The sequence below is a fragment of the Geodermatophilus sp. SYSU D00710 genome (assembly GCF_054050195.1).
In genome coordinates, this window is the sequence record NZ_JBJGYX010000016.1 from 20,185 (window position 1) to 46,366 (window position 26,182).

At 75.8% G+C, this 26,182-nt stretch carries 28 protein-coding genes and 1 tRNA gene; 5 read left to right on the forward strand and 24 right to left on the reverse strand.

Annotated elements, in window-relative coordinates; all coding sequences use genetic code 11:
• The first annotated feature begins 260 nt into the window (after nt 1-260).
• Nucleotides 261-1,007, forward strand: a complete 747-nt coding sequence (locus tag ACI78U_RS09830) for an SDR family oxidoreductase (RefSeq protein ID WP_456875121.1) — start codon at nt 261-263, stop codon at nt 1,005-1,007.
• Nucleotides 1,008-1,026: 19 nt separating this feature from the next.
• Here ACI78U_RS09830 and ACI78U_RS09835 read toward each other — a convergent pair whose 3' ends face one another.
• The 4 genes from ACI78U_RS09835 to ACI78U_RS09850 all read right to left on the reverse strand — a co-directional run bounded on the left by ACI78U_RS09835 (nt 1,027) and on the right by ACI78U_RS09850 (nt 4,978).
• A complete protein-coding gene (locus ACI78U_RS09835; RefSeq protein WP_456875122.1) occupies nt 1,027-2,178 on the reverse strand; it encodes a DUF6779 domain-containing protein in 1,152 nt (383 codons plus the stop codon).
• Nucleotides 2,179-2,342: 164 nt separating this feature from the next.
• A complete protein-coding gene (locus ACI78U_RS09840) occupies nt 2,343-3,353 on the reverse strand; it encodes a glycine betaine ABC transporter substrate-binding protein (protein ID WP_456875123.1) in 1,011 nt (336 codons plus the stop codon).
• Nucleotides 3,354-3,512: 159 nt separating this feature from the next.
• Nucleotides 3,513-4,250: an ABC transporter permease gene (locus ACI78U_RS09845; protein WP_456875124.1), complete on the reverse strand. Its 738-nt coding sequence runs from the start codon at nt 4,248-4,250 to the stop codon at nt 3,513-3,515.
• Nucleotides 4,247-4,978 carry an ABC transporter permease gene (locus tag ACI78U_RS09850; RefSeq protein WP_456875125.1) on the reverse strand — a complete coding sequence of 244 codons (732 nt, stop codon included), beginning with the start codon at nt 4,976-4,978 and terminating at the stop codon, nt 4,247-4,249. The genes ACI78U_RS09845 and ACI78U_RS09850 overlap by 4 nt, the downstream gene beginning before the upstream one ends.
• Before the next feature lie 18 nt (nt 4,979-4,996).
• Here ACI78U_RS09850 and ACI78U_RS09855 point away from each other — a divergent pair, with 18 nt between their 5' ends.
• Nucleotides 4,997-6,184 (forward strand): ABC transporter ATP-binding protein, encoded by a 1,188-nt coding sequence (locus tag ACI78U_RS09855; protein WP_456875126.1) that lies wholly within the window; start codon nt 4,997-4,999, stop codon nt 6,182-6,184.
• Between the two features lie 11 nt (nt 6,185-6,195).
• Here the strand turns inward: ACI78U_RS09855 and ACI78U_RS09860 are convergent, their stop codons facing one another.
• Entirely contained in the window at nt 6,196-6,861 is a 666-nt protein-coding gene (locus tag ACI78U_RS09860; RefSeq protein ID WP_456875127.1) for a GAP family protein, read from the reverse strand.
• A 71-nt stretch (nt 6,862-6,932) separates the two neighbouring features.
• Here ACI78U_RS09860 and ACI78U_RS09865 point away from each other — a divergent pair, with 71 nt between their 5' ends.
• Nucleotides 6,933-7,478 (forward strand): TetR/AcrR family transcriptional regulator, encoded by a 546-nt coding sequence (locus tag ACI78U_RS09865; RefSeq protein WP_456875128.1) that lies wholly within the window; start codon nt 6,933-6,935, stop codon nt 7,476-7,478.
• A gap of 99 nt (nt 7,479-7,577) precedes the next feature.
• Here the strand turns inward: ACI78U_RS09865 and ACI78U_RS09870 are convergent, their stop codons facing one another.
• The 10 genes from ACI78U_RS09870 to dacB all read right to left on the reverse strand — a co-directional run bounded on the left by ACI78U_RS09870 (nt 7,578) and on the right by dacB (nt 16,834).
• Nucleotides 7,578-8,093 (reverse strand): DUF3180 domain-containing protein, encoded by a 516-nt coding sequence (locus ACI78U_RS09870; protein WP_456875129.1) that lies wholly within the window; start codon nt 8,091-8,093, stop codon nt 7,578-7,580.
• A complete protein-coding gene (gene folK / locus ACI78U_RS09875; protein ID WP_456875130.1) occupies nt 8,090-8,593 on the reverse strand; it encodes a 2-amino-4-hydroxy-6-hydroxymethyldihydropteridine diphosphokinase in 504 nt (167 codons plus the stop codon). Before folK ends, ACI78U_RS09870 begins: the two co-directional genes overlap by 4 nt.
• Nucleotides 8,590-8,985, reverse strand: coding sequence for a dihydroneopterin aldolase (folB, locus tag ACI78U_RS09880; RefSeq protein WP_456875131.1), 396 nt, complete (start codon nt 8,983-8,985; stop codon nt 8,590-8,592). Before folB ends, folK begins: the two co-directional genes overlap by 4 nt.
• On the reverse strand, nt 8,978-9,841 hold the full coding sequence (gene folP, locus ACI78U_RS09885) for a dihydropteroate synthase (RefSeq protein ID WP_456875132.1): 864 nt from the start codon (nt 9,839-9,841) through the stop codon (nt 8,978-8,980). The genes folB and folP overlap by 8 nt, the downstream gene beginning before the upstream one ends.
• The gene (gene folE, locus ACI78U_RS09890; RefSeq protein WP_456875133.1) at nt 9,838-10,455 is read right to left on the reverse strand and encodes a GTP cyclohydrolase I FolE; all 618 of its coding nucleotides are present in this window, start codon (nt 10,453-10,455) and stop codon (nt 9,838-9,840) included. Before folE ends, folP begins: the two co-directional genes overlap by 4 nt.
• Nucleotides 10,452-12,506: an ATP-dependent zinc metalloprotease FtsH gene (gene ftsH, locus ACI78U_RS09895; RefSeq protein ID WP_456875134.1), complete on the reverse strand. Its 2,055-nt coding sequence runs from the start codon at nt 12,504-12,506 to the stop codon at nt 10,452-10,454. Before ftsH ends, folE begins: the two co-directional genes overlap by 4 nt.
• A 220-nt stretch (nt 12,507-12,726) precedes the next feature.
• Nucleotides 12,727-13,314, reverse strand: a complete 588-nt coding sequence (gene hpt / locus ACI78U_RS09900) for a hypoxanthine phosphoribosyltransferase (protein ID WP_456875135.1) — start codon at nt 13,312-13,314, stop codon at nt 12,727-12,729.
• Complete coding sequence (tilS, locus tag ACI78U_RS09905) at nt 13,311-14,321, reverse strand: tRNA lysidine(34) synthetase TilS (RefSeq protein WP_456875136.1); 1,011 nt, start codon at nt 14,319-14,321, stop codon at nt 13,311-13,313. The genes hpt and tilS overlap by 4 nt, the downstream gene beginning before the upstream one ends.
• Before the next feature lie 10 nt (nt 14,322-14,331).
• The gene (locus ACI78U_RS09910; RefSeq protein WP_456875137.1) at nt 14,332-15,417 is read right to left on the reverse strand and encodes a zinc-dependent metalloprotease; all 1,086 of its coding nucleotides are present in this window, start codon (nt 15,415-15,417) and stop codon (nt 14,332-14,334) included.
• Between the two features lie 85 nt (nt 15,418-15,502).
• Nucleotides 15,503-16,834 (reverse strand): D-alanyl-D-alanine carboxypeptidase/D-alanyl-D-alanine endopeptidase, encoded by a 1,332-nt coding sequence (gene dacB / locus ACI78U_RS09915; protein WP_456875138.1) that lies wholly within the window; start codon nt 16,832-16,834, stop codon nt 15,503-15,505.
• A 165-nt stretch (nt 16,835-16,999) separates the two neighbouring features.
• Between dacB and ACI78U_RS09920 the strand changes: the two genes are divergently transcribed.
• A complete protein-coding gene (locus tag ACI78U_RS09920; RefSeq protein ID WP_456875139.1) occupies nt 17,000-17,491 on the forward strand; it encodes an inorganic diphosphatase in 492 nt (163 codons plus the stop codon).
• 117 nt (nt 17,492-17,608) lie between these two features.
• Here ACI78U_RS09920 and ACI78U_RS09925 read toward each other — a convergent pair whose 3' ends face one another.
• The 8 genes from ACI78U_RS09925 to tmk form a co-directional block, all read right to left on the reverse strand.
• Entirely contained in the window at nt 17,609-18,367 is a 759-nt protein-coding gene (locus ACI78U_RS09925; RefSeq protein WP_456875140.1) for an SAM-dependent methyltransferase, read from the reverse strand.
• A gap of 8 nt (nt 18,368-18,375) precedes the next feature.
• Nucleotides 18,376-19,026: a flagellar brake protein gene (locus tag ACI78U_RS09930; protein WP_456875141.1), complete on the reverse strand. Its 651-nt coding sequence runs from the start codon at nt 19,024-19,026 to the stop codon at nt 18,376-18,378.
• A 103-nt stretch (nt 19,027-19,129) separates the two neighbouring features.
• On the reverse strand, nt 19,130-21,517 hold the full coding sequence (locus ACI78U_RS09935; protein WP_456875142.1) for an ATP-binding cassette domain-containing protein: 2,388 nt from the start codon (nt 21,515-21,517) through the stop codon (nt 19,130-19,132).
• 103 nt (nt 21,518-21,620) lie between these two features.
• The gene (locus tag ACI78U_RS09940) at nt 21,621-22,031 is read right to left on the reverse strand and encodes a VOC family protein (protein WP_456875143.1); all 411 of its coding nucleotides are present in this window, start codon (nt 22,029-22,031) and stop codon (nt 21,621-21,623) included.
• A 5-nt stretch (nt 22,032-22,036) separates the two neighbouring features.
• Entirely contained in the window at nt 22,037-22,486 is a 450-nt protein-coding gene (locus tag ACI78U_RS09945; RefSeq protein ID WP_456875144.1) for a helix-turn-helix transcriptional regulator, read from the reverse strand.
• Between the two features lie 64 nt (nt 22,487-22,550).
• Nucleotides 22,551-22,623: transfer RNA gene (locus tag ACI78U_RS09950), tRNA-Thr, on the reverse strand.
• Between the two features lie 57 nt (nt 22,624-22,680).
• On the reverse strand, nt 22,681-23,880 hold the full coding sequence (locus tag ACI78U_RS09955; protein ID WP_456875145.1) for a DNA polymerase III subunit delta': 1,200 nt from the start codon (nt 23,878-23,880) through the stop codon (nt 22,681-22,683).
• Nucleotides 23,877-24,641 carry a dTMP kinase gene (tmk, locus tag ACI78U_RS09960; protein WP_456875146.1) on the reverse strand — a complete coding sequence of 255 codons (765 nt, stop codon included), beginning with the start codon at nt 24,639-24,641 and terminating at the stop codon, nt 23,877-23,879. The genes ACI78U_RS09955 and tmk overlap by 4 nt, the downstream gene beginning before the upstream one ends.
• Between tmk and ACI78U_RS09965 the strand changes: the two genes are divergently transcribed.
• Nucleotides 24,634-25,428, forward strand: a complete 795-nt coding sequence (locus tag ACI78U_RS09965; protein ID WP_456875147.1) for a trans-aconitate 2-methyltransferase — start codon at nt 24,634-24,636, stop codon at nt 25,426-25,428. The two genes, tmk and ACI78U_RS09965, sit on opposite strands and share 8 nt — an antisense overlap.
• Here the strand turns inward: ACI78U_RS09965 and ACI78U_RS09970 are convergent.
• Complete coding sequence (locus ACI78U_RS09970) at nt 25,415-26,176, reverse strand: class I SAM-dependent methyltransferase (RefSeq protein ID WP_456875148.1); 762 nt, start codon at nt 26,174-26,176, stop codon at nt 25,415-25,417. The two genes, ACI78U_RS09965 and ACI78U_RS09970, sit on opposite strands and share 14 nt — an antisense overlap.
• Between the last annotated feature and the right edge of the window lie 6 nt (nt 26,177-26,182).

The window sequence follows — 26,182 nt, forward strand, 5'->3', positions numbered from 1 at the left end:
GTGGCCGGGCCGACGTCGTCGTCCCGGGTGTGCGGGGTCGTGCGGGGTGGTGCCGGCGGGAGGCCTGCTGCGACCGGGTGTGTCACGCGGGCGACGCGCTGATGGCGAGTGTGTGACGGCCCGCCGTCGCCTGCAACGCGCCGGGCCTGTGGAGTGGGTCACTCCGCCTCCGGGGGTGGCGCGGGCGGTGGACGGGCCGGTCCTTACGGTGTGCGCGACACCGGCGCCGACGCGGTGGCCGGCGGACACGAGGGGGTTCGGTGGGCACGTTCGAGGGACGCACCGCGCTGGTCACCGGCGGCAGCCGCGGCATCGGGCTGGCGATCGCCCGCAGCCTGGTCGACCGGGGGGCCCGGGTGGTGCTCACCGCCCGCAAGGCCGAGGCGCTGGAGGAGGCGGTCGCCGCGCTCGGCGGCCCCGAGGTCGCGGTGGGGGTGCCGGGCAACGCCGGCGACGCCGCGCACCGCGCCGAGGCCGTGCGCACCGCGGTCGAGCGCTTCGGCAGCCTCGACCACCTGGTCGGCAACGTCGGCATCAACCCGGTCTACGGCCCGCTGGTGGACCTCGACCTCGACGCCTTCCGCAAGATCCTCGACACCAACGTCGTCGGCACGCTGGGCCTGGTGCAGGATGCCTGGCGGGCGTGGATGGGCGAGCACGGCGGCTCGGTGCTCGTGGTGGCGTCGGTGGCCGGGCTCAAGGCCTCCCCGAACATCGCCGGCTACGGGGTGAGCAAGGCGGCGCTGGTCAACCTGGTCACCCAGCTCGCCGTCGAGCTGGGCCCCACGGTGACGGTCAACGCGGTGGCCCCGGCCGTCGTGAAGACCCGGTTCGCCGGCGCGCTGTACGAGGGCCGCGAGGCGGAGGCCGCCCGCGCCTACCCCGTCGGCCGCCTCGGTGAGCCCGAGGACGTGGGCGAGGCCGCGGCCTACCTGCTCGGCGCGGGCTGGGTCACCGGCCAGACGCTGGTGCTCGACGGCGGTGCGCTCTCCCGCGGGCCGGCGTGACCGGCCGCTGCGCGACGGCCTACTCGCGGTAACGCCGGCGGCGGCCGCCGGGGGTCACGCCGCTCTCGGCGAGGATCCGCGCGAGCCGGGCGGCGCCGGGGTCGTCCGGGATGTCCGCGGCCCGGCCGGGCGACGGGGTGCTCGCACCGGCGTGGCCGGCCGCGACGGCGTGCACGGCGGGCCGCTGCACGGTGGGCCGCTCGGTGGTCACGGGGACGGGCAGGTCGACCGGCAGGTCGGTGCGGCGGCGGCCCAGCGGCGCCCGGTCGGCGGGCGCGGGGACGGCCGGGGCGTCGTCGAGCATCCCGCGCGCGGCCAGCCACTCGCGGGGCGAGTCGGCCGGCCGGGGCGGCGGCGGGGGGACGGCGGGCAGGGAGCGGGCGACCGGCGCGGGCGGCGGCGGGGGCGGCAGCGGCGGCTCAGGCCAGGGGTCCGGCCGGGGCTCGTCGCGGGCGACCCCGACCGCGACGGTCGACGCGGGCACCGCGGGCCAGCGGCCCGACAGCTCCCGGGCCACGTCGGCCGACCACGCGGCGGTGGCCGGCTCCAGCGGTTCGAGGCCCGGCCCGGTGCGCACCGACTGGGCGTGCATCACCACCCGCTCGACCCGCATCTCCCCCGACAGCGGGCCGCCGAGCTGGCCGGTCAGCTCGGCGCGCAGCCGGCCGACGTCGGCCCGCAGTGCGCCGAGCCCGGAGAGTCCCGCGTGCAGCTCCCGCTGCAGGGCGCCGGCCGCGGTGACCTCGCGACGGAGGTCGTCGAGCCCGGACAGCCCCTCCCGCAGGCCGGCGAGCTCGCCGCGCAGCGCGTCGAGCTCGCGGCGCACGGCGGCCTCGGCGTCGCGGCGGGCCCGGTCGGTGCGCTCCCGCTCGGTGTCGCGGACGGCGGCGAGCTCCCGCTGGTGGGCGGCGTGCAGGTCGGCCCGGTCGGCGGCGCCCGCGGGCTCGTCGTCGTCGCGGGCGGGGCGGGCGGTGGCGAACGCGGCCAGCAGGCAGGCCCAGGCGACCGAGACGACGGCGATCCGCAGCACCTGCGGGTCCTCGCTCAGGAAGACCACGGCCGTGGCCGCGACGGCGGCGAGGCAGCCGAGGGCGAGGCCCGCGACCCGCCGGGACGCCCCGGCTCCGCTCGCCGCGCGACGGGCTCCGCCGTCCTCTCCCGTCGTCCGCACGGCGCTCAGCGTAACGCTGCGCGAGCCCCCGACTGCATCACGGAGTCTCCCCGTGTCCGCCCGCGCGCGGCACCCTCCCGACCCGAGTGGGCAGTTGCGGTCCACGACACGCGCCGGCACGTCGTGTCGCGGACCGTCAACTGCTCACTCGGCACCGGGATCCGTCAGCCCTGCGCCAGGGCGCCGTCGGAGCTGAAGACCAGGCCCATGGAGACCTCGCCCTCCTGGATCGCGGCCTTGGTCAGTGGGCCGCCGGCGTCGAACTCGCGGAACTCGGCGAACTGCAGACCGTAGGTCTCCTCGAGGCCCGGCTGGCAGAACGGCCGGGTCGGGCACTCGGCCGGACCGCCCAGGACCAGCGACCCGTCGCCGCAGGCGTCGGCGAGCTCGGACAGCGTGCTCACGCCCAGCTGGTCGGCGAACTCCTGCGTGACGGCGAAGGCGTTCTGGTCGGCGGCCTCCGACGGCGTGCCGAAGGTCAGCCCGACCTGGTCGGCCAGCGGCTGGAGCGCGTCGCGGGTGGCCTGCGGGTCGCCGCTGGCGATCGGGGTCGGGTTGGGCCCGTTGACCTGCGCGTTGAGCGCCTCGGTGACGGTGGCCAGGTACTCCGGGAAGACCTGCAGGTCGGTCCCCGAGATCAGCGCCGGGAGGTAGGTGTCGCGGTTGCCGACCTCGCGGACCGAGGCGTCGAACCCGGCGGCGTCGAGGACCCCGGCGTAGACGTTGGCCAGGATCGTCGACTCGGTGAAGTTGCCGGCGCCGACGATGATCGGCCCGCTGCCCTGCTCGAGCCCGTCGGTGACCCCGCTCTCCTCGACCCACGCGGCGGCGACGTCCTCGGCGCTCTGGCGCTCGAGGTCGACCGCGGCGTTGAGCTCGATCAGCTGGTCGGTGGTCATCGCGGCGGAGACCGCGTCGAGCGCCGGCACCAGGGCCGGGTTGGCCGAGGCGGTGGCCGAGGTGATCGCCGGGACGATGTTGTCGGCGTTCTGCAGCTGCTGGTCGTCCTCGAGGACGACGAGCTGGTCGCCGGCCACCGGGGCGCAGGCGTCGCCGCTGGCCGCCGAACCGCTGGCGGTGGACCCACCGGTGCCGGACGACCCCGACTCGCCGCAGGCGGCGGTGAGCAGCAGCCCGGTGAGGAGGAGGGGGGCGAGTGCGCGTGGCTGACGCATGCTGTCCGCCTTCTGTGTCCCGTGCGGCGTGGCGCCGCGACGCGTGTCTGGCGGGGGTCCCCGCGCGCACATGCAACCGTCCGGCTCCGGTGCAGGGCAACGGTCGCGCCGATGTGTTGCCCGGTCGTTACACGGCCGACCCCGAGGACGGGCACCGGCTCACAGCGGGACGCCGCTGGCCGTCGGTTCCGGAACCCCACCGGCCCTCGGCGACGTCCTGACGTGCAGGAACGGCAGCCGGCGCGGCCCGGGGGTGATCGCCCACGACAGGAGCGCCAGCACCGCCTCGGTCAGGAGCGCCAGCCCGGCGACGAGGATCGCGCCGGCGATCATGACCCCGTAGTCCTGCTGGCCGAAGCCGAGGTTGATCAGCCGGCCCAGCCCGCCACCGCCCACCAGCGCGGCCAGCCCGGCGGTCGCCACCACCTGGACGGCGGCGGTGCGGATGCCGGTCATCACCAGCGGGAGGGCCAGCGGGAACTCCACCCGGGCGAGCACCTGCCCGCGGCTCATGCCCATGCCGCGGGCGGCCTCGCGCAGCTCGGGGTCGACACCGCGGAACCCGACGAAGGTGTTGGTGAGGATCGGCGGGATGGCGAAGACGGCCAGGGCGATCGTCGTCGCTCGGTTGCCGAAGCCGATCGGGCTCACGGCGAAGAGGGTGAGCAGCGCCAGGGTGGGCACCGCGCGGCTGACGTTGGACAGCACGACGACCAGCCCGCCACCCCGGCGGGCGGTGCCCAGGGCCGTACCGATCGGCAGCGCGACCACCATCGCGGCCAGCACGGCCACGGCCGAGATGACCAGGTGCTCGACGGCGAGGTCGGCGATCCCGTTGGGGCGGGACCAGTTGTACGGGTCGTTGAGGTAGACCAGCGCCCGCTCGAAGTCGTTCATGCCCGCACCGCCCGGGTCCAGGGGGTGAGCGCCCGCTCGGCGCCGGCCAGCAGGACGTCGGCCAGCAGGGCCAGCAGCACGCACCCGACCGCGCCGGTGACGATCTCGGCCCGGTAGAAGTTCGCGGCGAACCCGCCGGTGATCAGCTGCCCGAGCCCGCCGTGGCCGACCAGGACACCCACCGTCGTCAGCGCCACGGTGGACACCGTCGCGATCCGCAGCCCGGCCATGAACGCCGGCAGCGCCAGGGGCAGGTCCACCCGCCGGAACGTCTGCGCGGCCGACATCCCCATCCCCCGCGCGGCCTCGCGGACCTCGGCGGGCACGCCCTGCAGCCCGGCCAGGAAGTTGCGCACCAGGATGACCAGCGAGTACGCGACCAGGCCGACCAGCACGGTGTTCGACGACAGCCCGGTGAAGGGGACCAGCAGCGCGAACATCGCCAGGGACGGGATGGTGTACACGACCGTGGACAGCCCCAGCACCGGCGCCGACAGGAAGCGGCTGCGCCGGGCGAGCAGCGCCAGCGGGAGCGCGAGCGCCGCCCCGATGACCACGGCGAGCACGGTGAGGCGGACGTGTTCGCCGGTGTAGGCCAGGATGGTGTCCCAGTTGTCGGTCACGTAGGACGGGTCGAACCAGGGGTTGGGGGCCTCGTCCACCGCGAGCAGCCCCGGCCCCGGTCCACCCACCGCGTCCAGCAGAGGGCGCGCACCCAGGGAGGTCACGCCGTGGACGCTACTGCCGTGAGGGGCCTGCGCAGCAGTGCCGGGGACGGCACCGCCCAGGAGATCCGGCTCGAGGGGGTGAGCAAGACCTACCCCGACGGCACGGTCGGCGTGGCCGAGCTCGACCTCACCTTCGCCGCCGGCGAGCTCAGCGTCCTGGTCGGACCCTCCGGCTGCGGCAAGACCACCACGATGAAGATGATCAACCGGGTCATCGAACCGACGACGGGGCGGATCCTGCTCGGCGGTGAGGACGTCACCCGGGTCGACGGCGACCGGCTGCGCCGCCGCATCGGCTACGTGATCCAGAACGTCGGGCTCTTCCCGCACCAGACGGTGCGGGCCAACGTGGCCACCGTGCCGCGGCTGCTCGGCTGGGACAGGCGGCGCACCCGCGAGCGGGTCGACGAGCTGCTCGCCACGGTGGGTCTCGACCCCGCCGTCCACGGCGACCGCTACCCCGCCCAGCTCTCCGGCGGGCAGCGGCAGCGGGCCGGGGTGGCCCGGGCGCTGGCGGCCGACCCCGCCGTCCTGCTCATGGACGAGCCGTTCTCCGCCGTCGACCCGGTGGTGCGCGAGCGGCTGCAGACGGAGTTCCTCCGGCTGCAGGAGACGGTGCGCAAGACGATCGTGTTCGTCACGCACGACATCGAGGAGGCCGTCCGCATCGGCGACCGGATCGCGGTGATGAGCACCCGCGGGCGGGTGGAGCAGTTCGCCCCGCCCGCCGACCTGCTGGGCCGGCCGGCCAACGAGTTCGTCGCCGACTTCGTCGGGGCCGACCGCGGGCTCAAGCGGCTGGCGGTCACCGGCATCTCGGTCGAGGACCTGGAGCGGCCGCCGGTGGTGCACGTGGCCGACGGCCTGGCCGACGCGCGGGCCTCCATGGCCGCCGCCGGCGCCCACTGGGCGGTGGTCCTCGACGACGACGGCCGGCTGCACGGGTGGCTGTCGGCCGAGCGGGCCGGCGGCGCGGGCACCGTGGGCTCGGCCGCGCGCCGGATGGAGGCCTGGGTGCCGGTCGACGCGACGCTGAAGACGGCGTTCGCGACGATGCTGCAGCACGAGGCCGGTTGGGTGGCGGTGCTCCACGGCGACGTCTTCCTGGGGGTGCTCACGCCGGGGTCGCTGCACGCGGCGCTGCGCCGCTCGGTGGAGGGGACGGCGCCGGAGACGGCCGGCGCCGCGATCACCGCGGAGGGCTGACCCCACCCGCGTCACGCCACGGCGGCGAGCCCTCCCACGGCGACCGCGGCGGCGAACATCAGCGATGCCCGGGGGACGCTCGCCGGCACCGTCCCGTCGCCTGCCGCCCGGCGCCGCAGCGCCTGCAGCCGGGCCCGCACCCGCTGACCGTGGGTCAGGCCGGCCGCGAGCAGCAGCAGGCAGGGCAGGCAGTAGACCAGCGCGTAGCCGGCCAGTAGCCCCACCGCCGGGAGGGCCGGGACCTCGGCGGCCAGCACCCGCTCGATCGCCACGAGGTAGGGGAAGGCGTTGGGGAGGTCGGCCGCGGTGACCAGCACCCCCGCCGGGACCGCCGTCCAGGGCCCGAACCACGACGGCAGCCGCACCTCGCGCCGGGGCCGGGTCCGCAACCGGCGGACGGCGGCCACGAGCAGCAGGACCGCGGCGAGGGCCAGCGCCGCGCGCCGGATCCACACCGTCCCGCCCTCCAGGGCACCCGCCAGTGCCCCGGCACCCAGGTAGAGCGCCGACCCGGCGGCGAGCACCGTGGCGTAGGCCCCGGCCACGTAGAGCAGCGCGACCCGGCCGGGGTGCGCCACCGAGGACAGCAGGATGACGGCGACCCCGAGGATCGTCGCGGGGTTGAGCGAGTCGAGGAGGGCCAGCCCGGCGAGCCCCGCGAGCAGTTCACCACTCATGGCATGACGTCCATGCTGAGACTCTAACGTCTTATGTGAGACGCTGTCATCTCACGCTGAGAGGAGCACCCGTGCCCACGGACGACGAGACGATCGCCCGCGCCGCGGTCCGCCTGCTGGCCGGACGCCCGGGCGCCTCGATGGAGGAGATCGCCGCCGCCGCCGGGGTCAGCCGCGCCACCCTGTTCCGCCGCCACCCCTCCCGCGCGGCGCTGGTCGCCGACCTGTCCCGGCGAGCGGTGGAGGCCTACGCCGGGGCGGTCGACCGGGCCGAGCCGGAGTCCGGTCCGCCGCCGGGGGCGCTGCGGCGGGTGCTGGCCGGGCTGGCCGCGCTCGGACCCGAGCACGGCGCGCTCGCGGTGCAACCGCTGGCCGACCAGGTCGAGGCCGACCTGCTCGCGCGGGCGCGGGCCACCGACGACCGCATCCGCGCGCTCGTGCGACGCGGACAGGAGGCCGGCGACTTCCGCGTCGACCTGCCGGCCGACTGGGTCCTGATCACCGTGACCTGGCTGGTCGTCGGCGCCGCCGAGGGTCTGCGCACCGGCCGGGTGGCCGCCGCCGACCTCGACCGGCTGGTCACCGAGACGGTGCTGACCGCGCTCACCCGGCGCTGAGCGACCACCCGCCGCAGCACCGCAGGATGCTGCGGAGTGCGGCCCTCCTGCAGGGGCCCGCCGCGAGCGTGTGAGCGGTGGGGGCAGGAGGGTCCTTCGTCAGGCGCGGGCGGCGTCCTCCGGGCCCTCGCCGTCCCGGTCGGGCGGAACCCGGCAGACCGACTCCAGCCACAGCGCCGCCGCGGTGAGCGCCGCGGCGCAGACGACCCCGACGACGGCGGTGACGGTGTCGCTGCCCGCGGCCGAGAGCCGGGACACCGACGGCGCGACGTGCAGCAGGACGCCGGCCCAGACGCCGGTGAACACCGCGCCCACGTAGGCGCTGGCCTGGGCGAGCACCGCGAGGCGGGCGACCAGCATCGGCTCGACCGGGCGCACGAGCGGGGCGCCCGGCTCGTCGGGTCGGGTACCGCGGCGGGCGGCGCGCTCGGCGGCCAGGCGGGCGCGCAGGGTCCGGGCACCGAGGGCCTCGGCGACGGCGAGCACCGCCAGCGGCACCGGCAGCCACCAGCGCAGCAGCGGCAGCGCCCCGTAGGTGGCGCGGACGACCAGCCAGGTCGCCAGCGCGAGCCCGGCCGCGACGACGAGGAGGTCCCGCCGGCTGACCGGCCTCACTGCAGGTGCTCCCAGCGGCGGACCGCCGCGACGTCGTCGGGCGGCAGCGCGGCCACCAGGTCGGCGACCCGGCCGCGCCCGGGCAGGACGGCGGTGGGGTCCAGCGACAGCCACGGCACCAGGACGAACGCCCGCTCGTGCGCGCGCGGGTGCGGCAGCGTGAGCGCCGGGTCGTCGGAGAGCACCGGGGTGCCGTCGTCGGCGGTGACCGTGACGACGTCGACGTCGAGGGTGCGCGCCCCCCAGCGCACCTCGCGGGTGCGGCCGGCGGCCTGCTCGAGCTCGTGGGCGCGGGCCAGCCAGCCGGCGGCGTCCCGGTCGCCGCGGACGAACACCACCGCGTTGAGGTAGGGCGGCTGCTCGACCGGCCCCCACGGCGGCGTCTCGTACAGGGTGGAGCGGGCGACCAGTCCGTCGGCCCGCAGCGCCTCGATCGCGGTGCGCAGCGCCCGGGCGCGGTCGCCGAGGTTGGCGCCGAGGGAGAGCACCGCGCGGGTCATGCCGCGCGCTCCCGGCGGATGGTCACGGTGACGTCGTCGAAGGGGACGCCGAGGTCGGCCTGCGGCTTGTGCACGGTGATCTCGACGGCCTGCACCAGCGGGTCGGCCAGGCAGACGTCGGCCAGCCGTCGGCACAGCGTCTCGAGCAGGTCGACCGGCTCGCCGGTGAGGACGGCGTGCAGCCGCTGCGCGAGCTCGGCGTAGTTGACCGTCAGCGCGAGGTCGTCGGTGGCGGCGGCCGGGGCGGTGTCGACCTCGAGGACGGCGTCGACGGAGAACGTCTGCCCCCGCTCCCGCTCGAAGCCGTACACGCCGTGGTGGGCGTGCGCGGTCAGGCCGCGGACGGCGATCCGGTCGGGCGTGCCCCGGCCCGGGGTGGGCGGCTCAGTCACGACGGGCCTCCTCGCGGGCGCGCTGGACGGCGGCCACGGTGGCGACGGCGTCGGCCGAGGCGGCGGCGTCGTGCACCCGCACCCCCCAGGCGCCGGCCTCCGCGGCCAGGACGGTGGTGGCCAGCGTGGCCGCGTCCCGCCCGGCGGCCGGGCGCGGGGCGCCGTCGGGGCCGGCGAGCAGGCGGCCGAGGAAGGACTTGCGCGAGCTGCCGACCAGCACCGGCAGGCCGAGGGCGACCACCCGGGGCAGCGCGGCCAGCAGCGCCCAGTTGTGCCCCGCCTGCTTGGCGAAGCCCAGGCCCGGGTCGAGCACCAGCCGGCCGGCGTCGACCCCGGCGGTGAGCGCGGCGTCCACCCGCGCGGACAGCTCCCCGCAGACCTCCGCGACGACGTCCCCGTACTCGGCGCGGGAGTACATCTCGCGGCTGTGCCCGCGCCAGTGCATGAGCACCCACGGCACCCCGGCGTCGGCGACCAGCGGGGCCATGCCGTCGTCGGCCAGGCCGCCGCTGATGTCGTTGACCAGCACCGCACCGGCCTCGATCGCGGCCGCGGCGACCTCGGTGCGGGTGGTGTCGATGCTGACCCGGACCCCGGCGGCGCTGAGGTCGCGCACGACGGGGACCACGCGCCGGCGCTCCTCGGCGGCGTCGACCCGGTCGGCGCCCGGCCGGGTGCTCTCCCCGCCCACGTCCACGTAGTCGGCGCCGGCGGCGGCCATCGCCAGGCCGTGCGCGACCGCGGGCTCCCGGTCGGCGAAGCAGCCGCCGTCGGAGAAGGAGTCGGGCGTGACGTTGAGGACACCCATCACCACGCACCGCCCGGGGTGCAGCAGCTGCGCTCCGGCCGCGCTCACCGGCCCAGGACGAGGCTCATCGCCTCGGCGCGGGTGGCGACGCTGTCGCGGAAGACGCCGCGCACGGCGGAGGTGACCGTCGTCGAGCCCGGCTTGCGGACCCCGCGCATGCCCATGCACAGGTGCTCGGCCTCGATGACGACGATGACGCCGCGCGGCTTGAGGTGCTCGGCGAGGGCGTCGGCGATCTGCCGGGTCATCCGCTCCTGCACCTGCGGCCGGCGGGCGTAGACGTCGACCAGCCGCGCGAGCTTCGACAGCCCGGTCACCCGGCCGTCCTCGCCCGGGATGTAGCCGACGTGCGCGGCGCCGTGGAAGGGCACCAGGTGGTGCTCGCAGGTCGAGTACATCGGGATGTCCTTGACCAGCACCAGCTCGTCGTGGTCCTCGTCGAACACCGTCGCGAGGATCTCGCCGGGGTCCTGCCAGATGCCGGCGAAGGTCTCCGCGTAGGCGCGCGCCACCCGGGCGGGGGTGTCGCGCAGACCGGGGCGGTCGGGGTCCTCCCCCACCGCGAGCAGCAGCTCCCGCACCGCCGCCTCGGCGCGCGCGTGGTCGATCCGGGCCGGGTCGGCGCGGACCTCGTCCTCCGGCTCCTCCGGGAGTGCGCTCACCGCTGTACGGGTGCGCCGACGTCCCCCACCGGGTTGGTCCCGCCCTTGACCAGACCGGTGCCGTTGCCGTTGGCCCCGACCGCAGTGGCGCCGTGGCCGGTGCCGTGGCCGTTCGCCGCGGCCGCGGCCTCGGCGGGGGTGAGCACCGGCGGCTGGTCCGACGGCGTCCGCTTGCCGAAGCCGTTGTAGGGCGCCATCGAGGGCCGCTTGGTGACCGGCGCGCAGATGCGGGCCATGTCCTCCTTGGAGAGGGTCTCCTTCTCGATGAGCTCGAGCACGAGCTGGTCGAGGACGGCCCGGTACTCCACCAGGATCTCCCACGCCTCGTCGTGCGCGGCCTCGATGAGCGCGCGGATCTCGGCGTCGATGTCGGCGGCGACGGCCTCGGAGTAGTCGGGCCGCGAGCCCATGTCCCGGCCGAGGAACGGCTCGGAGTCGGTGCTGCCGTACTTGACCGCGCCGAGCTTGGCGCTCATGCCGTACTGGGTCACCATCGCGCGCGCCATCGAGGTGGCCTTCTCGATGTCGTTGCCCGCGCCGGTGGTGGGCTCGTGGAAGACCAGTTCCTCGGCCGCCCGTCCGCCGAGCGCGTAGGCCAGGGTGTCGATCATCTCCGAGCGGGTCTGGGTGTACTTGTCCTCGGTGGGCAGCACGAGCGTGTGCCCCAGGGACCGCCCGCGCGGCAGGATCGTCACCTTGTGCACCGGGTCCAGGTTGGGCAGCGCGTGCGCCACCAGGGCGTGGCCGCCCTCGTGGTAGGCGGTCACCTTCTTCTCCTTCTCGCTCATCGCCCGCGTCTTGCGCTCGGGGCCGGCGATGACACGGTCGATCGCCTCCTCGAGGACGGCGTCGGTGATCACCGTGGCGTCGGTGCGGGCGGTGAGCAGCGCGCCCTCGTTGAGCACGTTGGCGAGGTCGGCACCGGTGAACCCGGGGGTGCGGCGGGCGACGGTCTCGAGGTCGACGTCGGGGGCGAGGGGCTTGCCCTTGGCGTGCACCTCGAGGATCCGCTTGCGGCCCTCCAGGTCGGGCCGGTCGACGGCGATCTGCCGGTCGAAGCGCCCGGGGCGCAGCAGCGCGGGGTCGAGGATGTCGGGCCGGTTGGTGGCGGCGATCATGATGACGCCGCCCTTGACGTCGAAGCCGTCCATCTCGACGAGCATCTGGTTGAGCGTCTGCTCGCGCTCGTCGTGACCGCCGCCCATGCCGGCGCCGCGGTGGCGGCCGACGGCGTCGATCTCGTCGACGAAGATGATCGCGGGGGCGTTGGCCTTGGCCTGCTCGAACAGGTCGCGCACCCGGCTCGCGCCGACACCGACGAACATCTCGACGAAGTCCGACCCGGAGATGGAGAAGAACGGCACGCCGGCCTCGCCGGCCACCGCGCGGGCGAGCAGGGTCTTGCCGGTGCCGGGCGGGCCGAACAGCAGCACGCCCTTGGGGATCTTGGCGCCCACGGCCTGGAACTTGACCGGGTTGGCGAGGAAGTCCTTGATCTCGTGCAGTTCCTCGATGGCCTCGTCGGCCCCGGCGACGTCGGCGAACGTCGTCTTCGGGGTGTCCTTGCTGACCACCTTGGCCTTGGACTTGCCGAAGGCCATGACCCCGCGGCCGCCGCCCTGCATGGAGTTGAACAGCCAGAACAGCAGCAGCAGGAGGATGAGGAAGGGCAGGAAGCTGATCAGGACGCTGACCAGCACGCTGTCCTGCGTGACGTTGGTCGTGAACTCGACCCCGTCACCGGTGCGCTGGCCGTCGGAGCCGATCCCGGAGACCAGGGCGAAGACGTCGTCGGACGCGCCGATCGGGTACGAGGCGCTGATCTGGTCGTTGCCGTCGACCGGGTCGCTCAGGTCGAGGTCGAGCGTCTGCTCCTTGTCGTTGATCGTGACGGACTCGACGTTGCCGTCCTCGATCTGCTGGAGCGCGACGGAGGTCTGGACCGGCTCGTACGCCGAGCCGCCGCTGAACACGGCGGACAGGCCGAGGGCCACCAGGACGACGAGCACGACCCAGAACCACACGGAGCGGAAGATCTTCTTGCGTTCCATACACCGATGCCGGGCGGCCGGGGCGCCGGCCTGGCCCGTCGACCCTCCTGATCGTCCGGGTGACGCTCCGCGCGACCCGGGCGGGCACCCTGGCGCTCGGTCAGGCGTCGTAGGCCTCGACGGTACACCGGGACGCCTGTGGATCCCCTGTACGCGAACTGGGCGGACACCGTCCGCTCACCCCTCGGGAGGAGCCTCCGCCCGGCCGGCAGGCCGGCGATCAGGCCTCGTAGACCTCCGGCTTGAGGGTCCCGATGTAGGGCAGGTCGCGGTAGCGCTCGGCGTAGTCGAGGCCGTAGCCGACGACGAACTCGTTGGGGATGTCGAACCCGACGTAGCGCACCGGCACCTCGACCTTGATCGCGTCGGGCTTGCGCAGCAGCGCGCACACCTCCAGCGACGCCGGCCGGCGGCTGCCGAGGTTCTTCAGCAGCCAGGAGAGGGTCAACCCGCTGTCGATGATGTCCTCGAGGACGAGCACGTGCCGGTCGCTGATGTCGCGGTCGAGGTCCTTGAGGATCCGCACGACGCCCGAGGAGCTGGTGGAACTGCCGTAGGAGGAGACGGCCATGAACTCCATCTGGGTGGGCAGCCGCAGCGCCCGGGCGAAGTCGCTCATGAACAGCACCGCGCCCTTGAGCACGCCGACCAGCAGCACCTCGCGGCCGGCGTAGTCCCGGGCGACCTGGTCGGCCAGCTCGGCGATCTTCGCCTGGATCTGCTCCTCGTGGAGCAGGACGTGGTCGATGTCGGGGCCGTAGCCGTGGTCGGGCCCCAGCACCGCAGGGGTCGACGCGGTCTCGCTCACGGGGTCTGCTCCTCCGGATCGGGTGCCGAGACAGCCCTCCCGCCCGGGGAGCCGGCGGGCCGCAGCACCAGCCTGCCAGACGCCCGCAGGGCCTCCGCACCGCCGGGGAGGGTCACCGGGCCCTGCCCGCGCCAGGCGGCCACGAGCGCGTCGACGGCGGCCAGGTGCACCCCCTGCAGGTCCGGGACGCCGCCGTCGCGCAGCCAGCCTCGCAGCACCCGCCGGCGCAGCGCGTCCGGCAGCCCGGCGAGGTCGGCCGTGGGCAGGCCCGCCGGCTCGGCCAGCCGCGCGAGGTGGCCGGCGGCCAGCCCGTCGAGGACGTCGAGGTCCTCGCGCAGCAGGTCCGCGGTGCGGGCGAGGGCCTCGGCGACCCCGCCACCGAGCACGTCCTCCAGCAGCGGCAGCACCTCGGCGCGCAGCCGGGCCCGCCGGTGGGCGGGGTCGGTGTTCCACGGGTCGTCCCACACCGGCAGGCCCAGCGCCGCGCACGCCGCCCGCGTGGTGGCGCGGCGGGTCCCCAGCAGCGGGCGCCAGTACGGCGGGCGCTGCGCCACCATGCCGGCGACCGAGCGCGGGCCCGAGCCGCGCCCCAGGCCCAGCAGCACCGTCTCGGCCTGGTCGTCGAGGGTGTGGCCCAGGGCGATGCGCGCGCCGTGCGCGGCGGCCTCCCGCGCCAGCGCGCCGTAGCGGGCGGTGCGGGCCGCGGCCTCGGGTCCGCCGCCGGTGCCGACGTCGACGGCGACGACCCGGACGGGGTCGAGCCCCAGGCCGCGCAGCAGGTCCGCGGTCGCCGCGGCCCGCTGCGCCGAGCCCGGCTGCAGACGGTGGTCGACGGTGACCGCCCCGGCCGGCACCCCGGCCCGCGGGGCCTCGAAGGCGACCGCCGCGGCCAGCGCGAGGGAGTCCGCTCCCCCGCTGACGGCGACCAGCACCGGCTGCGCGGAGGAGCGCAGGCCCCGCCGGACGGCGCTGCGGACGTGCGCGACCGCGGGTGGCGGGCCGCTCACCCGAGACGGCTCAGGCGGGGACGGCGGGGCGGCCGTGCACCCGCTCCACCCAGCGGGCGGGGTCGGTGAGCTCCTCGACCAGGGGCAGGTTGTCCGGCCCGGCCCACACCCGGTTGAAGCCCTCCATGCCGACCAGGTCGACGACGCCGCCGACGAAGTGCCGCCCGTCGGCGTACTGCTTCATCTTCTGCTCGAGCCCGAGCAGGCGGCGCAGCACACGGTCGAGCGGCCCCCGGCCCTTGCGCCGCTGCGCGAAGCGCTTGCGCAGGGTGCGGACCGAGGGCACCACGTCGGGGCCGACGCCGTCCATCACGTACTCGGCGTGCCCCTCGACCAGGCTCATCACCGCGGTCACCCGGTCGAGCACGGCGCGCTGCGCGGGGTCGCGGACCAGCGCCATCAGGCCCTGCCCGCCCCCGCCGTCGTCCTCGCCGCGGACGGCGTCGGTGACCCCGCGGACCAGGTCGGCCAGCCGGTCGCGCAGCGCGTCGGGACTGAGGTCGGTGGCGTCGACGAACTCGGCGATCTGCGCTTCGAGGTGGGCGGTGAGCCACGGGTGGGCGGTGAACTGCAGTTGGTGGGTGACCTCGTGCAGGCAGACCCACAGCCGGAAGTCGGAGGGGTCCACCCCGAGCTTGCGCTCGGCGTCGACGATGTTGGGGGCGACGAGCAGCAGCCGGCCGCCGGTGCCGAAGACCTCGTACTGGCCCAGCACCCGCGAGGAGAGGAAGGCGAGCAGGCCGCCGGCCTGCACGCCGGTCGCGCGGGAGCCGATGGCGGTGGCCAGCGGCCCCGGGCGGTTCTCCTGACGCTGGGTGAGCGCGGTGACCAGCGGGTCCATGAGCGCGGCCATGCCGGTGGTGTTGGCGTCGATCCAGCCCGGCCGGTCGACCACGGCCACCTCCGGCACCGGCCCGCCCTCGACCGGGCGCAGCCCGGTGAGCTCCTCGACGTGCGCGACGGCGGCCGCGGCGGCCTCGTGCAGCTCCCGGACGACGGCGGCGGCCTCCTCGCGGGTGGTCGCGGGCCCCGCACCGGACAGCCGGCGGGCGGTGCGGCCGGCGAGCTCCCAGTCGACCAGTGAGCTGCTCGTCATCGCCTCACCGTACGGGAAGGACCACCCCTCCCCCCACGCCTCGCCGGCTCGGCGCGGGCCCCTGAGGGATGGCCGTTCCCGTTCCTCACCGGCAGCCGCAGGCGGCCAGGGTGGCGGCTGCGGCGTCCAGGGCCGCCTCCTCGGGCCCGCCGCCGCCGACCGTGCCGTTGGCGACCAGCGCGTAGGCCAGCAGCCGGCCGTCGGCGGTGACCACCGTGCCCGCCAGTCCGTGCACGCCCAGCAGCGTGCCGGTCTTGGCGCGGACGGACCCCGGTGCGGTGGCGGGGTCGACGTCGCCCCGGTCGGCCAGGGTGCCGTCGTAGCCGGCCACTGCCAGTCCCGAGACCACCGCCGAGGTCCCCTCCAGCGACCCGTCGGCGGCGCCGGCGACCAGGTCGGTGAGGACGGCGAGGGGGACGCGGTCCAGGCGGGACAGGCCGCTGCCGTCGTGCAGCTCGACCCCGGAGACGTCGACGCCGGCGTCGGCGAGCGCCGCGGTGACCGCCTGCGCCGCGCCCTCGAAGGAGGCCGGCAGGTCGCGGGCGCGGGCCACGTGGCGGGCCAGCGACTCGGCCAGCAGGTTGTCCGACAGCGACAGCGCCTGCTCGACCAGACGGGCGACGGGCGCGGACCGGACGGTGGCCAGCGTCCGCGCGTCGTCGGGGGCCTGCCCCAGCTCGACGATCGCGCCCGGAGCGCCGAGTGCGGCGGCCAGGGCCCGGCCGGCGTCGGTGCCGGGCGCGCCGCTGCGGGCGGTGTCCCCCGGCGTGACCCGCGCGCCGTCGACGGCGGTGGCGGTGACCGGCGAGGCGTAGGTGGACGGCGCGTCCTCCGCCCCCCACCCCTCCGCGGTGAGCGGGCCCTCGAACAGCGAGTTGTCCACGAGCACCCGGCTGACGGTGGTGCCCGGGGGCAGGGCGGCGCGGACCTGGGCGGCGAGGTCGGCGACCGTCGCCGCGCCCGGGTAGCTCTGCGACGGCACGGTGGTCGACAGGGTGGGGTCGCCGCCGCCGACGAGCACCACCTCGTCGGGCGTGGCTCCCGCGACGACCGTGGTCTCCAGCGTGTTCTCGGGGTCGAGCGTGGTCAGGGCCGCGACGGCGGTCAGCAGCTTGGCCGTGGAGGCCGGCGTCACCGGCCGGTCGGCGCCCTCGTCGAGGAGGACGTCCCCGGTGGTGACGTCGACGACCTCCGCCGACACGCCGCCGGCGAGCGCGGGCGTGGCCAGCAGCGGGCGCAGCGCCGCGGCGAGCGCGTCGGGCTCGGGGGCCGGCGCGCCGGAGGACAGCGCCGCGAGCACCGGGCCGGGATCGCCGACCTCGGGCAGCTGCGCGGCGGGGGCCGGGGGGTCGGCGGTGGCCGTGCCGTCGTCGTCGCCCCCGAGGGCCACCGCGGCGCCGACGGCGAGCGCGGCCACGAGGACCACCGCCAGGAGGGCGACGAGGAGCCGTCGGCGCAGCCGCCGGTAGCTCGGCGTGATGGTGCTGGACCCGCTCGGCGTGATGGTGCGCTCCCCCCGGAAGAGGCCCCCGCGGACGCCCTGCGCCGGTGGACCCGATACCGGTGGGCCACACTACGTGCCGTGCAGTTCGACGTGACGGTAGAGATCCCCAAGGGCCAGCGGAACAAGTACGAGCTGGACCACGCCACCGGGCGCATCCGGCTCGACCGGATGCTGTTCACCTCGACCCGGTACCCGGCCGACTACGGGTACATCGAGAACACCCTGGGTCAGGACGGCGATCCGCTCGACGCCCTGGTGCTCCTCGACGAGCCCACCTTCCCGGGGTGCCTGATCACCTGCCGGGCCATCGGCATGTTCCGGATGACCGACGAGGCGGGCGGCGACGACAAGGTCCTCACCGTCCCGGCCACCGACCCGCGGATGGCCCACCTCCAGGACATCACCGACGTGTCGGAGTTCGACCGCCTGGAGATCCAGCACTTCTTCGAGACCTACAAGGACCTCGAGCCGGGCAAGTCGGTGGAGGGTGCGGAGTGGGTCGGCCGCGCCGCGGCGGAGGCCGAGATCGACGCCTCGATCAAGCGGGCCGCGGAGGCAGGCGACCACTGAGCCGCACCCGTCCGGCCCCGGGCCGGCTCTGAGCGCACTCCGGACGACGGACGGCGGCGCACCCCCAGGGGTGCGCCGCCGTCGTCGTCGTGGGCCCGGTGTCCGCGGCGCCGCCGCTCAGCTCCCGGTGTCGTGCAGGACGGCGGTCAGGAAGCCCAGCTCGCCGCGGTAGCCCTCCAGCCACTGGCGCCGGTGCGTCCGCGCGGCCTCGAGCGCCTCCTCCCGCTCCCCGGGGGCGGCCTCGGTCAGCGCCCACTCGGTGACGGCGCCGGTCCAGCACCACTCGTACTCGTCCCACTCGGCCAGGGTGCTCACGTGCCCGTAGCCCGGCTCGAACCCGGCGCGCGCCACCTCCGCCAGCAGTCCCGGCAGGTCGGGCAGCTCGCCGGGCTCGGCGCCCAGGCCGGCCAGCGCCCGCTCGCTCGGCCCGGTCTCCCAGAACCCGTCACCGAAGAGCACGCGCCCACCGGGACGCAGGTGCCGGCGCACCGCGGCCAGCGCCCCGGCGGTGCCGCCGAAGGCGTGCGCGGCGCCGATGCACAGGACGACGTCGGCCGGCTCGCCCTCCCAGGTGGCGGCGTCGGCCTGCACGAACACGACGCGCCCCACGAGTCCGGCCATGGCGGCGCGGTCGCGGGCGGTGTCGAGCGCCGGCGCGGAGGTGTCGACCCCCACGCCCACCAGCGCCGGGTGTGCGGCGACCAGCGCCAGCAGCCAGGAGCCGGGGCCGCAGCCGAGGTCGAGGACGCGCCCGCTGCCGCCGGGGCGGCCGGGCGGGGCGGCCCGGTCGACCAGGCGGGCGAGGGCGTCGTCGGAGACGGGGCTGGCGACGGGGTGCCAGCGGTGGGCGATCGCGCTGAGCCGGGCTCGGTCCACGGAGGGGATCAGATCAGGCCGCGTGAGCGCAGGTCACGCAGCTCGGCGAAGACCCGGCGCCGGATGGCGTCCTCGCGCCGCTCCCCCAGGCCGACGAAGCGCAGGGACAGCTCGGTGTGGGCGTCCTCCCGCGGGTGGCGGCGGATCACCTCGGCCTTGGTGGCCACCCGGTCCCCGTCGAGGTCGACGACCACGGACAGCACGGCGCCGACCTCGATCTCGGGCCGCTCCGCCCCGGGCTTGCCGGTCAGCAGGCAGCGCGTGCCGCCCTCGCTGAGGTCGATGGTCGTCCCGGCCAGCAGCCGCTCCCCCACGGCGACCTCGATCGGCACCGACATCGGGGCGCGCACGGCGTTGCGCCGCTGCCCCCGTGACGCCGGCCCGACCGCCTTCAGCCGCCAGGTCGGCGGGTCCCCGGCGACCACCTCGACGAGCTCGGCGGGCAGCGACCGCAGCTCCTCCGGGCCGCGCCAGATCAGCTCCAGCTGCTCCCCGGTGTCGAGCCGCACGCGCCGCTTCTGGGCGTCCTCGCCGACGCTGACCACCAGCTCCGAGCCCGACACCCGCTCGACGAAGCTGGTCAGGACGTCGGCGCGGCTGGTCGCCTTGACGTCGAGCACCGCCTTCTCCTCGGGGTGGTCCACTCCCGGCGTCGTCATGCTCCGTCCTCCGTCTCCGCGTCCCGGTCCTGGGTCCGCTCCCGTCCAGAGGCATCGGCACGGACCGCGGTGAAGTGGAGCCGGGCGGAGCAGGAGACCCCTCTCACCCGCCCACGTAGGCCGCCAGGTGCTCGCCGGTGAGGGTGGACCGGGCGGCGACGAGGTCGGCGGGTGTGCCCTCGAACACCACGCGGCCGCCGTCGTGGCCGGCGCCGGGGCCGAGGTCGATGATCCAGTCGGCGTGCGCCATGACCGCCTGGTGGTGCTCGATGACGATCACCGACTTCCCCGAGTCGACCAGCCGGTCGAGCAGGCCGAGGAGGTTCTCGACGTCGGCGAGGTGCAGGCCGGTGGTCGGCTCGTCGAGGACGTAGACGCCGCCCTTCTCGGCCATGCGGGTGGCCAGCTTGAGCCGCTGCCGTTCGCCGCCGGACAGCGTGGTCAGGGGCTGGCCGATGCCGAGGTACCCGAGCCCGACGTCGGCGAGCCGGTCGAGGATCGCGTGCGCGGCCGGCGTGCGCGCCTCCCCGGCACCGAAGAACTCCTCCGCCTCGGTCACCGACATCGCGAGGACCTCGGCGATGTCGCGGCCGCCGAGCGTGTACTCCAGCACCGAGGCCTGGAAGCGCCGGCCCTCGCACTCCTCGCAGACCGACTCGACGGTGGCCATGACGCCCAGGTCGGTGTAGACGACGCCGGCGCCGTTGCAGGTGGGGCAGGCGCCCTCGGAGTTGGCGCTGAACAGCGCCGGCTTCACGCCGTTGGCCTTCGCGAACGCCTTGCGGATCGGCTCGAGCAGCCCGGTGTAGGTGGCCGGGTTGCTCCGCCGGGACCCGCGGATGGCGCCCTGGTCGACCACGACCACGCCGTCGCGCCCGGCGACCGAGCCGTGGACCAGGGAGCTCTTGCCGGACCCGGCCACGCCGGTCAGCACCACCAGCACGCCGAGCGGGACGTCGACGTCGACGTCCTGCAGGTTGTGGGTGCGGGCGCCGCGGACCTCCAGGGCTCCCGACGGCGTCCGCACCGCCGGCTTCAGGGACGCCCGGTCGTCGAGGTGCCGCCCGGTCAGCGTGCCGCTGGCCCGCAGCCGCTCGACGGTGCCCTCGAAGACCACCTCGCCCCCGCCGGCGCCGGCGCCGGGGCCGAGGTCGACGACGTGGTCGGCGATCGCGATCGTCTCGGGCTTGTGCTCCACGACCAGCACCGTGTTGCCCTTGTCCCGCAGCTGCAGCAGCAGGTCGTTCATCCGCTCGATGTCGTGCGGGTGCAGCCCGATGGTCGGCTCGTCGAAGACGTAGGTGACGTCGGTCAGCGAGGACCCGAGGTGGCGGATCATCTTGGTGCGCTGCGCCTCGCCGCCGGACAGCGTGCCCGCCGGCCGCTCGAGGGAGAGGTAGCCCAGCCCGATCCTCGCGAACGAGTCGAGCAGGTGCTGCAGGCCGGCGAGCAGGGGCGCCACCGAGGGCTCGTCGAGGTCCCGGATCCACTCGGCGAGGTCGCTGATCTGCATCCGGCAGACGTCGGCGATGCTCGTGCCGCGGATCGTCGACGACCTGGCCTCCGGGGCCAGCCGGGTGCCGTCGCAGTCGGGACACGTGGTGAAGGTGATGACCCGCTCGACGAACGCGCGGACGTGCGGCTGGAGTGCGTCGACGTCCTTGGACAGGATCGACTTCTGGATCTTGGGGATGACGCCCTCGTAGGTGAGGTTGATCCCCTCCACCTTGATCTTCGTCGGCTCGCCGTACAGGAGCGTGTGCCGCTCCTCGTCCGTGAAGTCCCGGATCGGCTTGTCCATGGGCAGGCCGGCGCCGCTGAAGATGCGGCCGTACCAGCCGTCCATGCTGTAGCCGGGGACGGTCAGGGCGCCCTCGCTGAGCGACTTCGTCTCGTCGTAGAGCGCGGTCAGGTCGAAGTCGGTGACCGAGCCCATGCCCTCGCAGCGCGGGCACATGCCGCCGAGGCGGGTGAACGTCGCCTTCTCGGCCTTGGTCTTCGCGCCGCGCTCCACGGTGATGGCGCCGCTCGCCCGTACGGTGGGGATGTTGAACGAGTAGGCGTTGGGCGGGCCGATGTGCGGCTGCCCGAGCCGGCTGAACAGGATCCGCAGCATCGCGTTGGCGTCGGTGGCGGTGCCGACGGTGGAGCGGGGGTTGGCGCCCATCCGCTCCTGGTCGACGATGATCGCCGTCGTCAGGCCCTCCAGCAGGTCGACCTCCGGGCGCGACAGCGTCGGCATGAAGCCCTGCACGAAGGCGCTGTAGGTCTCGTTGATCATCCGCTGCGACTCGGCGGCGATCGTGTCGAACACCAGCGAGCTCTTGCCCGACCCGGAGACGCCGGTGAACACCGTCAGCCGGCGCTTGGGGATCTCGACGGTGACGTCCTTGAGGTTGTTCTCGCGGGCGCCCTGCACCCGGATCAGGTCGTGGCTGTCGGCGGCGTGCCGCGCGGAGGCTCCGGGGTCGGTGCTGGTGGCGGTGCTCATCGTTCCTCCATCCGGCGGGCGCCGCCGTCGTCGGCGCCCCCGTTGTCTACCGGGTGGGGGTGACGACCGGAACGGCGCGACGCCCGTCCGGCTGACGCAGCGCTCAGCCGGCCTGCTGGATGCGGACCAGGTTGCCGGCGGGGTCGCGGAAGGCGCAGTCTCGCACGCCGTAGGGCTGCTCGGTGGGCTCCTGGACGACCTCGGCGTCGCCGGCCTGCAGCCGGTCGAAGGTGCCGTCGAGGTCCTTGGTCGCCAGCAGGATCCACCCGTAGGTGCCCTTGGCCATCATCTCGGCGATGGTGCGGCGCTCGTCGTCGGTGATGCCCGGGTCGACGGCCGGCGGCGCCAGGAGGACCGACGTGCCGGGCTGGCCGGCGGGGCCGAGGGTGATCCAGCGCATCGCGCCCCGCCCGACGTCGGTGCGCACCTGGAAGCCGAGGGTGTCGCGCCAGAACGTCAGGGAGGCGTCGGGGTCGGTGTGCGGGAGGACGGTGGTGTGGATGGTGAGGTCCATGGCGGTCACGCTAGGGACGGCTCACCGGCCCGTGCTTCTCGATTCCTGACCGGTCGGGTGACCTGCTTGGCGACGCACGCGGGGAGGCCCTGGGTGCCCTCCGTGGCGAGCCGCCGGTAGGTGCTCGGCGGCATCCCGACCAGCTCGGTGAAGCGGGTGCTGAAGGTGCCCAGCGAGGAGCAGCCGACCGCGAAGCAGACCTCGGTGACGCCGAGGTCGCCGCGGCGCAGCAGGGCCATCGCCCGCTCGATGCGCCGGGTCATCAGGTAGGAGTAGGGCGACTCCCCGTAGGCGCGTCGGAACTCGCGGCTCAGGTGCCCGGCCGAGACGTGGACGCCGCGGGCGAGCGCCTCGACGTCGAGCGGCTGGGCGTACTCGCGGTCGATCCGGTCGCGGACGCGGCGCAGCCGGGCGAGGTCGCGCAGGCGCTGGGCGTCGGCGGCTCCGCTGGTCACGGCCGGGATCGTGCCATGGCCGGGGGCCGTCGTCCCGGGGGACGGGAGCCCCGGGGAGGAGGAGAGCCGCCTGTCGGAATCGAACCGACGACCTTCTCATTACGAGTGAGATGCTCTACCGACTGAGCTAAGGCGGCGGGCGTGCGGCGTCCAGAGTACGGCACCGGCCGGCCGCGCCCGCGCAGGCCCGGCGGTCAGGCCGGCAGCCGCAGCGCCACGGTGAGCGCCTCGACGGCGACCTGCGGCTTGACGTTCTGCTCGAGTGCGGTGCGGCAGGCGAGCACCGCGTCGATGCGCCGCAGCGCGCCCTCCGCACCGATCCGCCGGGCCAGTTCCTCGGCGTCGGCCCGCCGGTCGGGGTGGTTGAGCGGCAGCCCCGCAGCGGGAGCGGCGTGCAGGACGAGGGCGTCGCGGTAGAGCCCGGCGAGGTCGACCAGCGCGCGGTCGAGCGAGTCGCGGCCGATCCGGGTGGCGCGGCTCTTCTGCCGCCGCTCGAGCTCCTTGAGCTGGCCGGCGCCACCGCGGGAGGCGGCCACCCCCGGTCCCCGCGCGCCGACCCCGAGGCTGGTCTTGACCGCCTCGGTCTCCGGCGCGTCGAGTGCGGCGCTGGTGCGGTCGGACTCCTCCTTGGCCGCGCCGACCAGGTCGTCGGCGGCGGTGAGGCAGGCGGCCAGCGAGACCAGGGACAGCGGGATGTCGAGGACGGCCTTGCGCAGCAGCCGGGCGCTCTCGTCGCGTGCCAGGTGGCGCGCCCGCCCGACGTGACCGCCGGCGGCGGCCGCGGCCCAGGCGGCCAGGGCCGGGTCGACGCCGTCGCGGCGCACCAGCACGTCGGCGACGGCGTCGACCGGCGGGGTGCGCAGGCCGACGACGCGGCAGCGGGACCGGATGGTGACCGGCACGTCCTCCGGGTGCAGGCTCGGCGCGCAGAGCATCACCACGGTGCGGGGTGGTGGCTCCTCGATCATCTTGAGCACCGCGTTGGCCGCGGCCTCGCTCATCCGGTCGGCGTCCTCGACGATGATCATCTGCCAGCGGCCCTGGGAGGGGGCCCGGCCGGCGATGCGCACCAGCTCGCGTGCCTCCAGGACGCCGATCGACAACCCCTCCGGGACGATGAGGTTGAGGTCGGCGTGGGTGCCGGCCAGCACGGTGCGGCACTCGTGGCACGTGCCGTCGCCGCCGTCGGGGCACTGCAGCGCCGCGGCGAAGGCCCGCGCGGCGACCGAGCGGCCCGACCCCGGCGGTCCGGTGAACAGCCACGCGTGGGTCATGGCGGCGGGGTCGGCGACCGCGGCGCGCAGCTCGGCGACGACGGCCGGCTGGCCGATCACCTCGGACCACACCCCGGCCGGCGCGGCTGTGCCTCCTGGCGACCTCGCGAGCTCGGTCATGCGACCCGCCCGGGCAGCAGGGCGGCGACCCGATCGCGCACGGCGGCGGCGATCTCCTCGGCGGGCAGGCCGGCGTCGAGGACCAGGTAACGGTGCGGCTCGGCGGCGGCCAGCGATCGGAACGTGGCGCGGACCCGCTCGTGGAACTCCAGCGACTCCGACTCCAGCCGGTCGGCCGCGGCGCGGCCCAGCGCCCGCGCGAGCCCCGCGTCGGGCGGCAGGTCGAGCAGCACGGTGAGGTCGGGGACCAGCCCCCCGGTGGCCCACTCCGACAGCCGGCGGACCTCCTCCAGCGCCAGCGCCCGGCCGGCGCCCTGGTAGGCCAGCGAGCTGTCCACGTACCGGTCGGTGACGACGACCTCGCCGGCCTCGAGCGCCGGGCGGACCACCGCGTGCACGTGGTGGGCGCGGTCGGCGGCGTAGAGCAGCGCCTCGGCCCGGGGCGCGAGGTCGCCGGTGGCGGGGTCGAGCAGCAGTGCGCGGATGCGGGCGCCGGGCCCGGTACCGCCCGGCTCGGAGGTCAGCCGTGCCGGGACCTCGTGCAGCCCCAGCCAGTCGAACAGCAGGCCGGCCTGGGTGGACTTGCCGGTGCCCTCCCCACCCTCGAAGGCGACGAACAGCCCGCGGCCGGGCAGGCGCGGATGGACGTCGATCGGGTGCTCCCGGGGATGGCTGGCGGAGTGGTCGAGGCCGGTCCACGGTACCGGCCGGGTGCGACGTCCCCGGGTCCGCCGCGGGCCTAGCGTCGCTGCCGTGGACACCGCCTGGGACCCCGCGACCTACCTGCGCTACGCCGGCGAGCGGGCGCGCCCCTTCGCCGACCTGCTGGCCCGCGTCGACGCGCGCGAGCCGCGGGTCGTCGTCGACCTCGGCTGCGGCGAGGGGGCGCTGACCGCCTCGCTCGCCGCACGGTGGCCGGAGGCGCGGGTGACCGGCGTCGACTCCTCCCCGGAGATGCTCGCCGCGGCCGCGGCGCACGCCGTCGACGGGCGGGTCGGCTTCGAGCTCGGCGACGTCCGCGACTGGCGTCCGGACGAGCCGGTCGACGTCGTCGTCTCCAACGCCGTCCTGCACTGGGTGCCCGGCCACGCCGGCCTGCTGGCGCGCTGGGCCGGGTACCTGGCGCCCGGCGGCCGGCTGGCGGTGCAGGTGCCCGGCAACCACCGCGCGCCGACGCACCGGCTGCTGGCCGACCTGTGTGCCGCCCCGGAGTGGTCGGGGCGGCTCGCGGCGGCCGCTCCCCCGCCGGAGCCGGTCCTCGACCCGGCCGGCTACCTCGACGTGCTGGTGGCCGCCGGGCTGACGGCCGACGTGTGGGAGACCACCTACCTGCACGTGCTGCATGGGCCCGACCCGGTGCTGACCTGGGTGCGGAGCACGGTGCTGCGGCCGGTGCTCGCCCGGCTCGACGACGACGCCGCCGCCGGGCTGACCGCCGCCTACGCCGCGGCGCTGCGCGAGGCGTACCCGGTGCGGCCCGACGGCACGACCGTGCTGCCGTTCCGGCGGGTGTTCGCGGTGGGCTCGCGACCGGTCAGCGCGGGGTGAGCCGGTAGGCGTCGGTCCGGTACGGCAGGTCCAGCAGGTCCCGGCCGGCCGTGTCCGGGTGGGTGGCCAGCAGGTCGCGCAGGCCGCCGAGGAAGGCCGCGCGCCGCTCGGCGGTCATGGTGGCCACGTAGCTGCGGGTGCCGATGCCGCGGACGACCTGCTCGGGCGTCACCCGCTGCACCGTGCCCGACCGGTGCGTGGCGACGTCGGCGGGCAGGACCCGCGCGACGGCGGCGACGACGCCCTGGTCGGCCTCGTGGTCGCGGGCCTCGGCGGCCAGCGCGGCGCCCAGGGCGGCGACCCACGGCACGGACTCGTCGCGGGTGTTCCACACCAGGCCGACCACGCCGCCGGGCCGCAGGACGCGGCGCAGCTCGCGGGCCGCCGGGTCGGGGTCGAACCAGTGCGCGGCCTGGCCGGCGACCACGGCGTCGACGCTGCGGTCGGGCAGCGGGATCTCCTCCGCGCCGCCGACGCGCGCCGGCACGCCGGGGTGGCGGGCGCGCAGTTGGTCGAGCATCCGCGCGGACAGGTCGACCGCCACCACCTCGTGCCCGGCGGCGAGCAGGACGTCGGTGAGCAGGCCGGTGCCGGCACCCAGGTCGAGCACCCGCAGCGGCCGCCCGCCGAGCAGGAACCCCACGGCGTCGGGCGGGTAACCCGGGCGCAGGGCGGCGTACTCGGCCGCGACCGACCCGAACGACGTCCGCCGCCGCTGGTGCTCGGCGGGGTCGAGGGGGCCGGTCACGGCCGC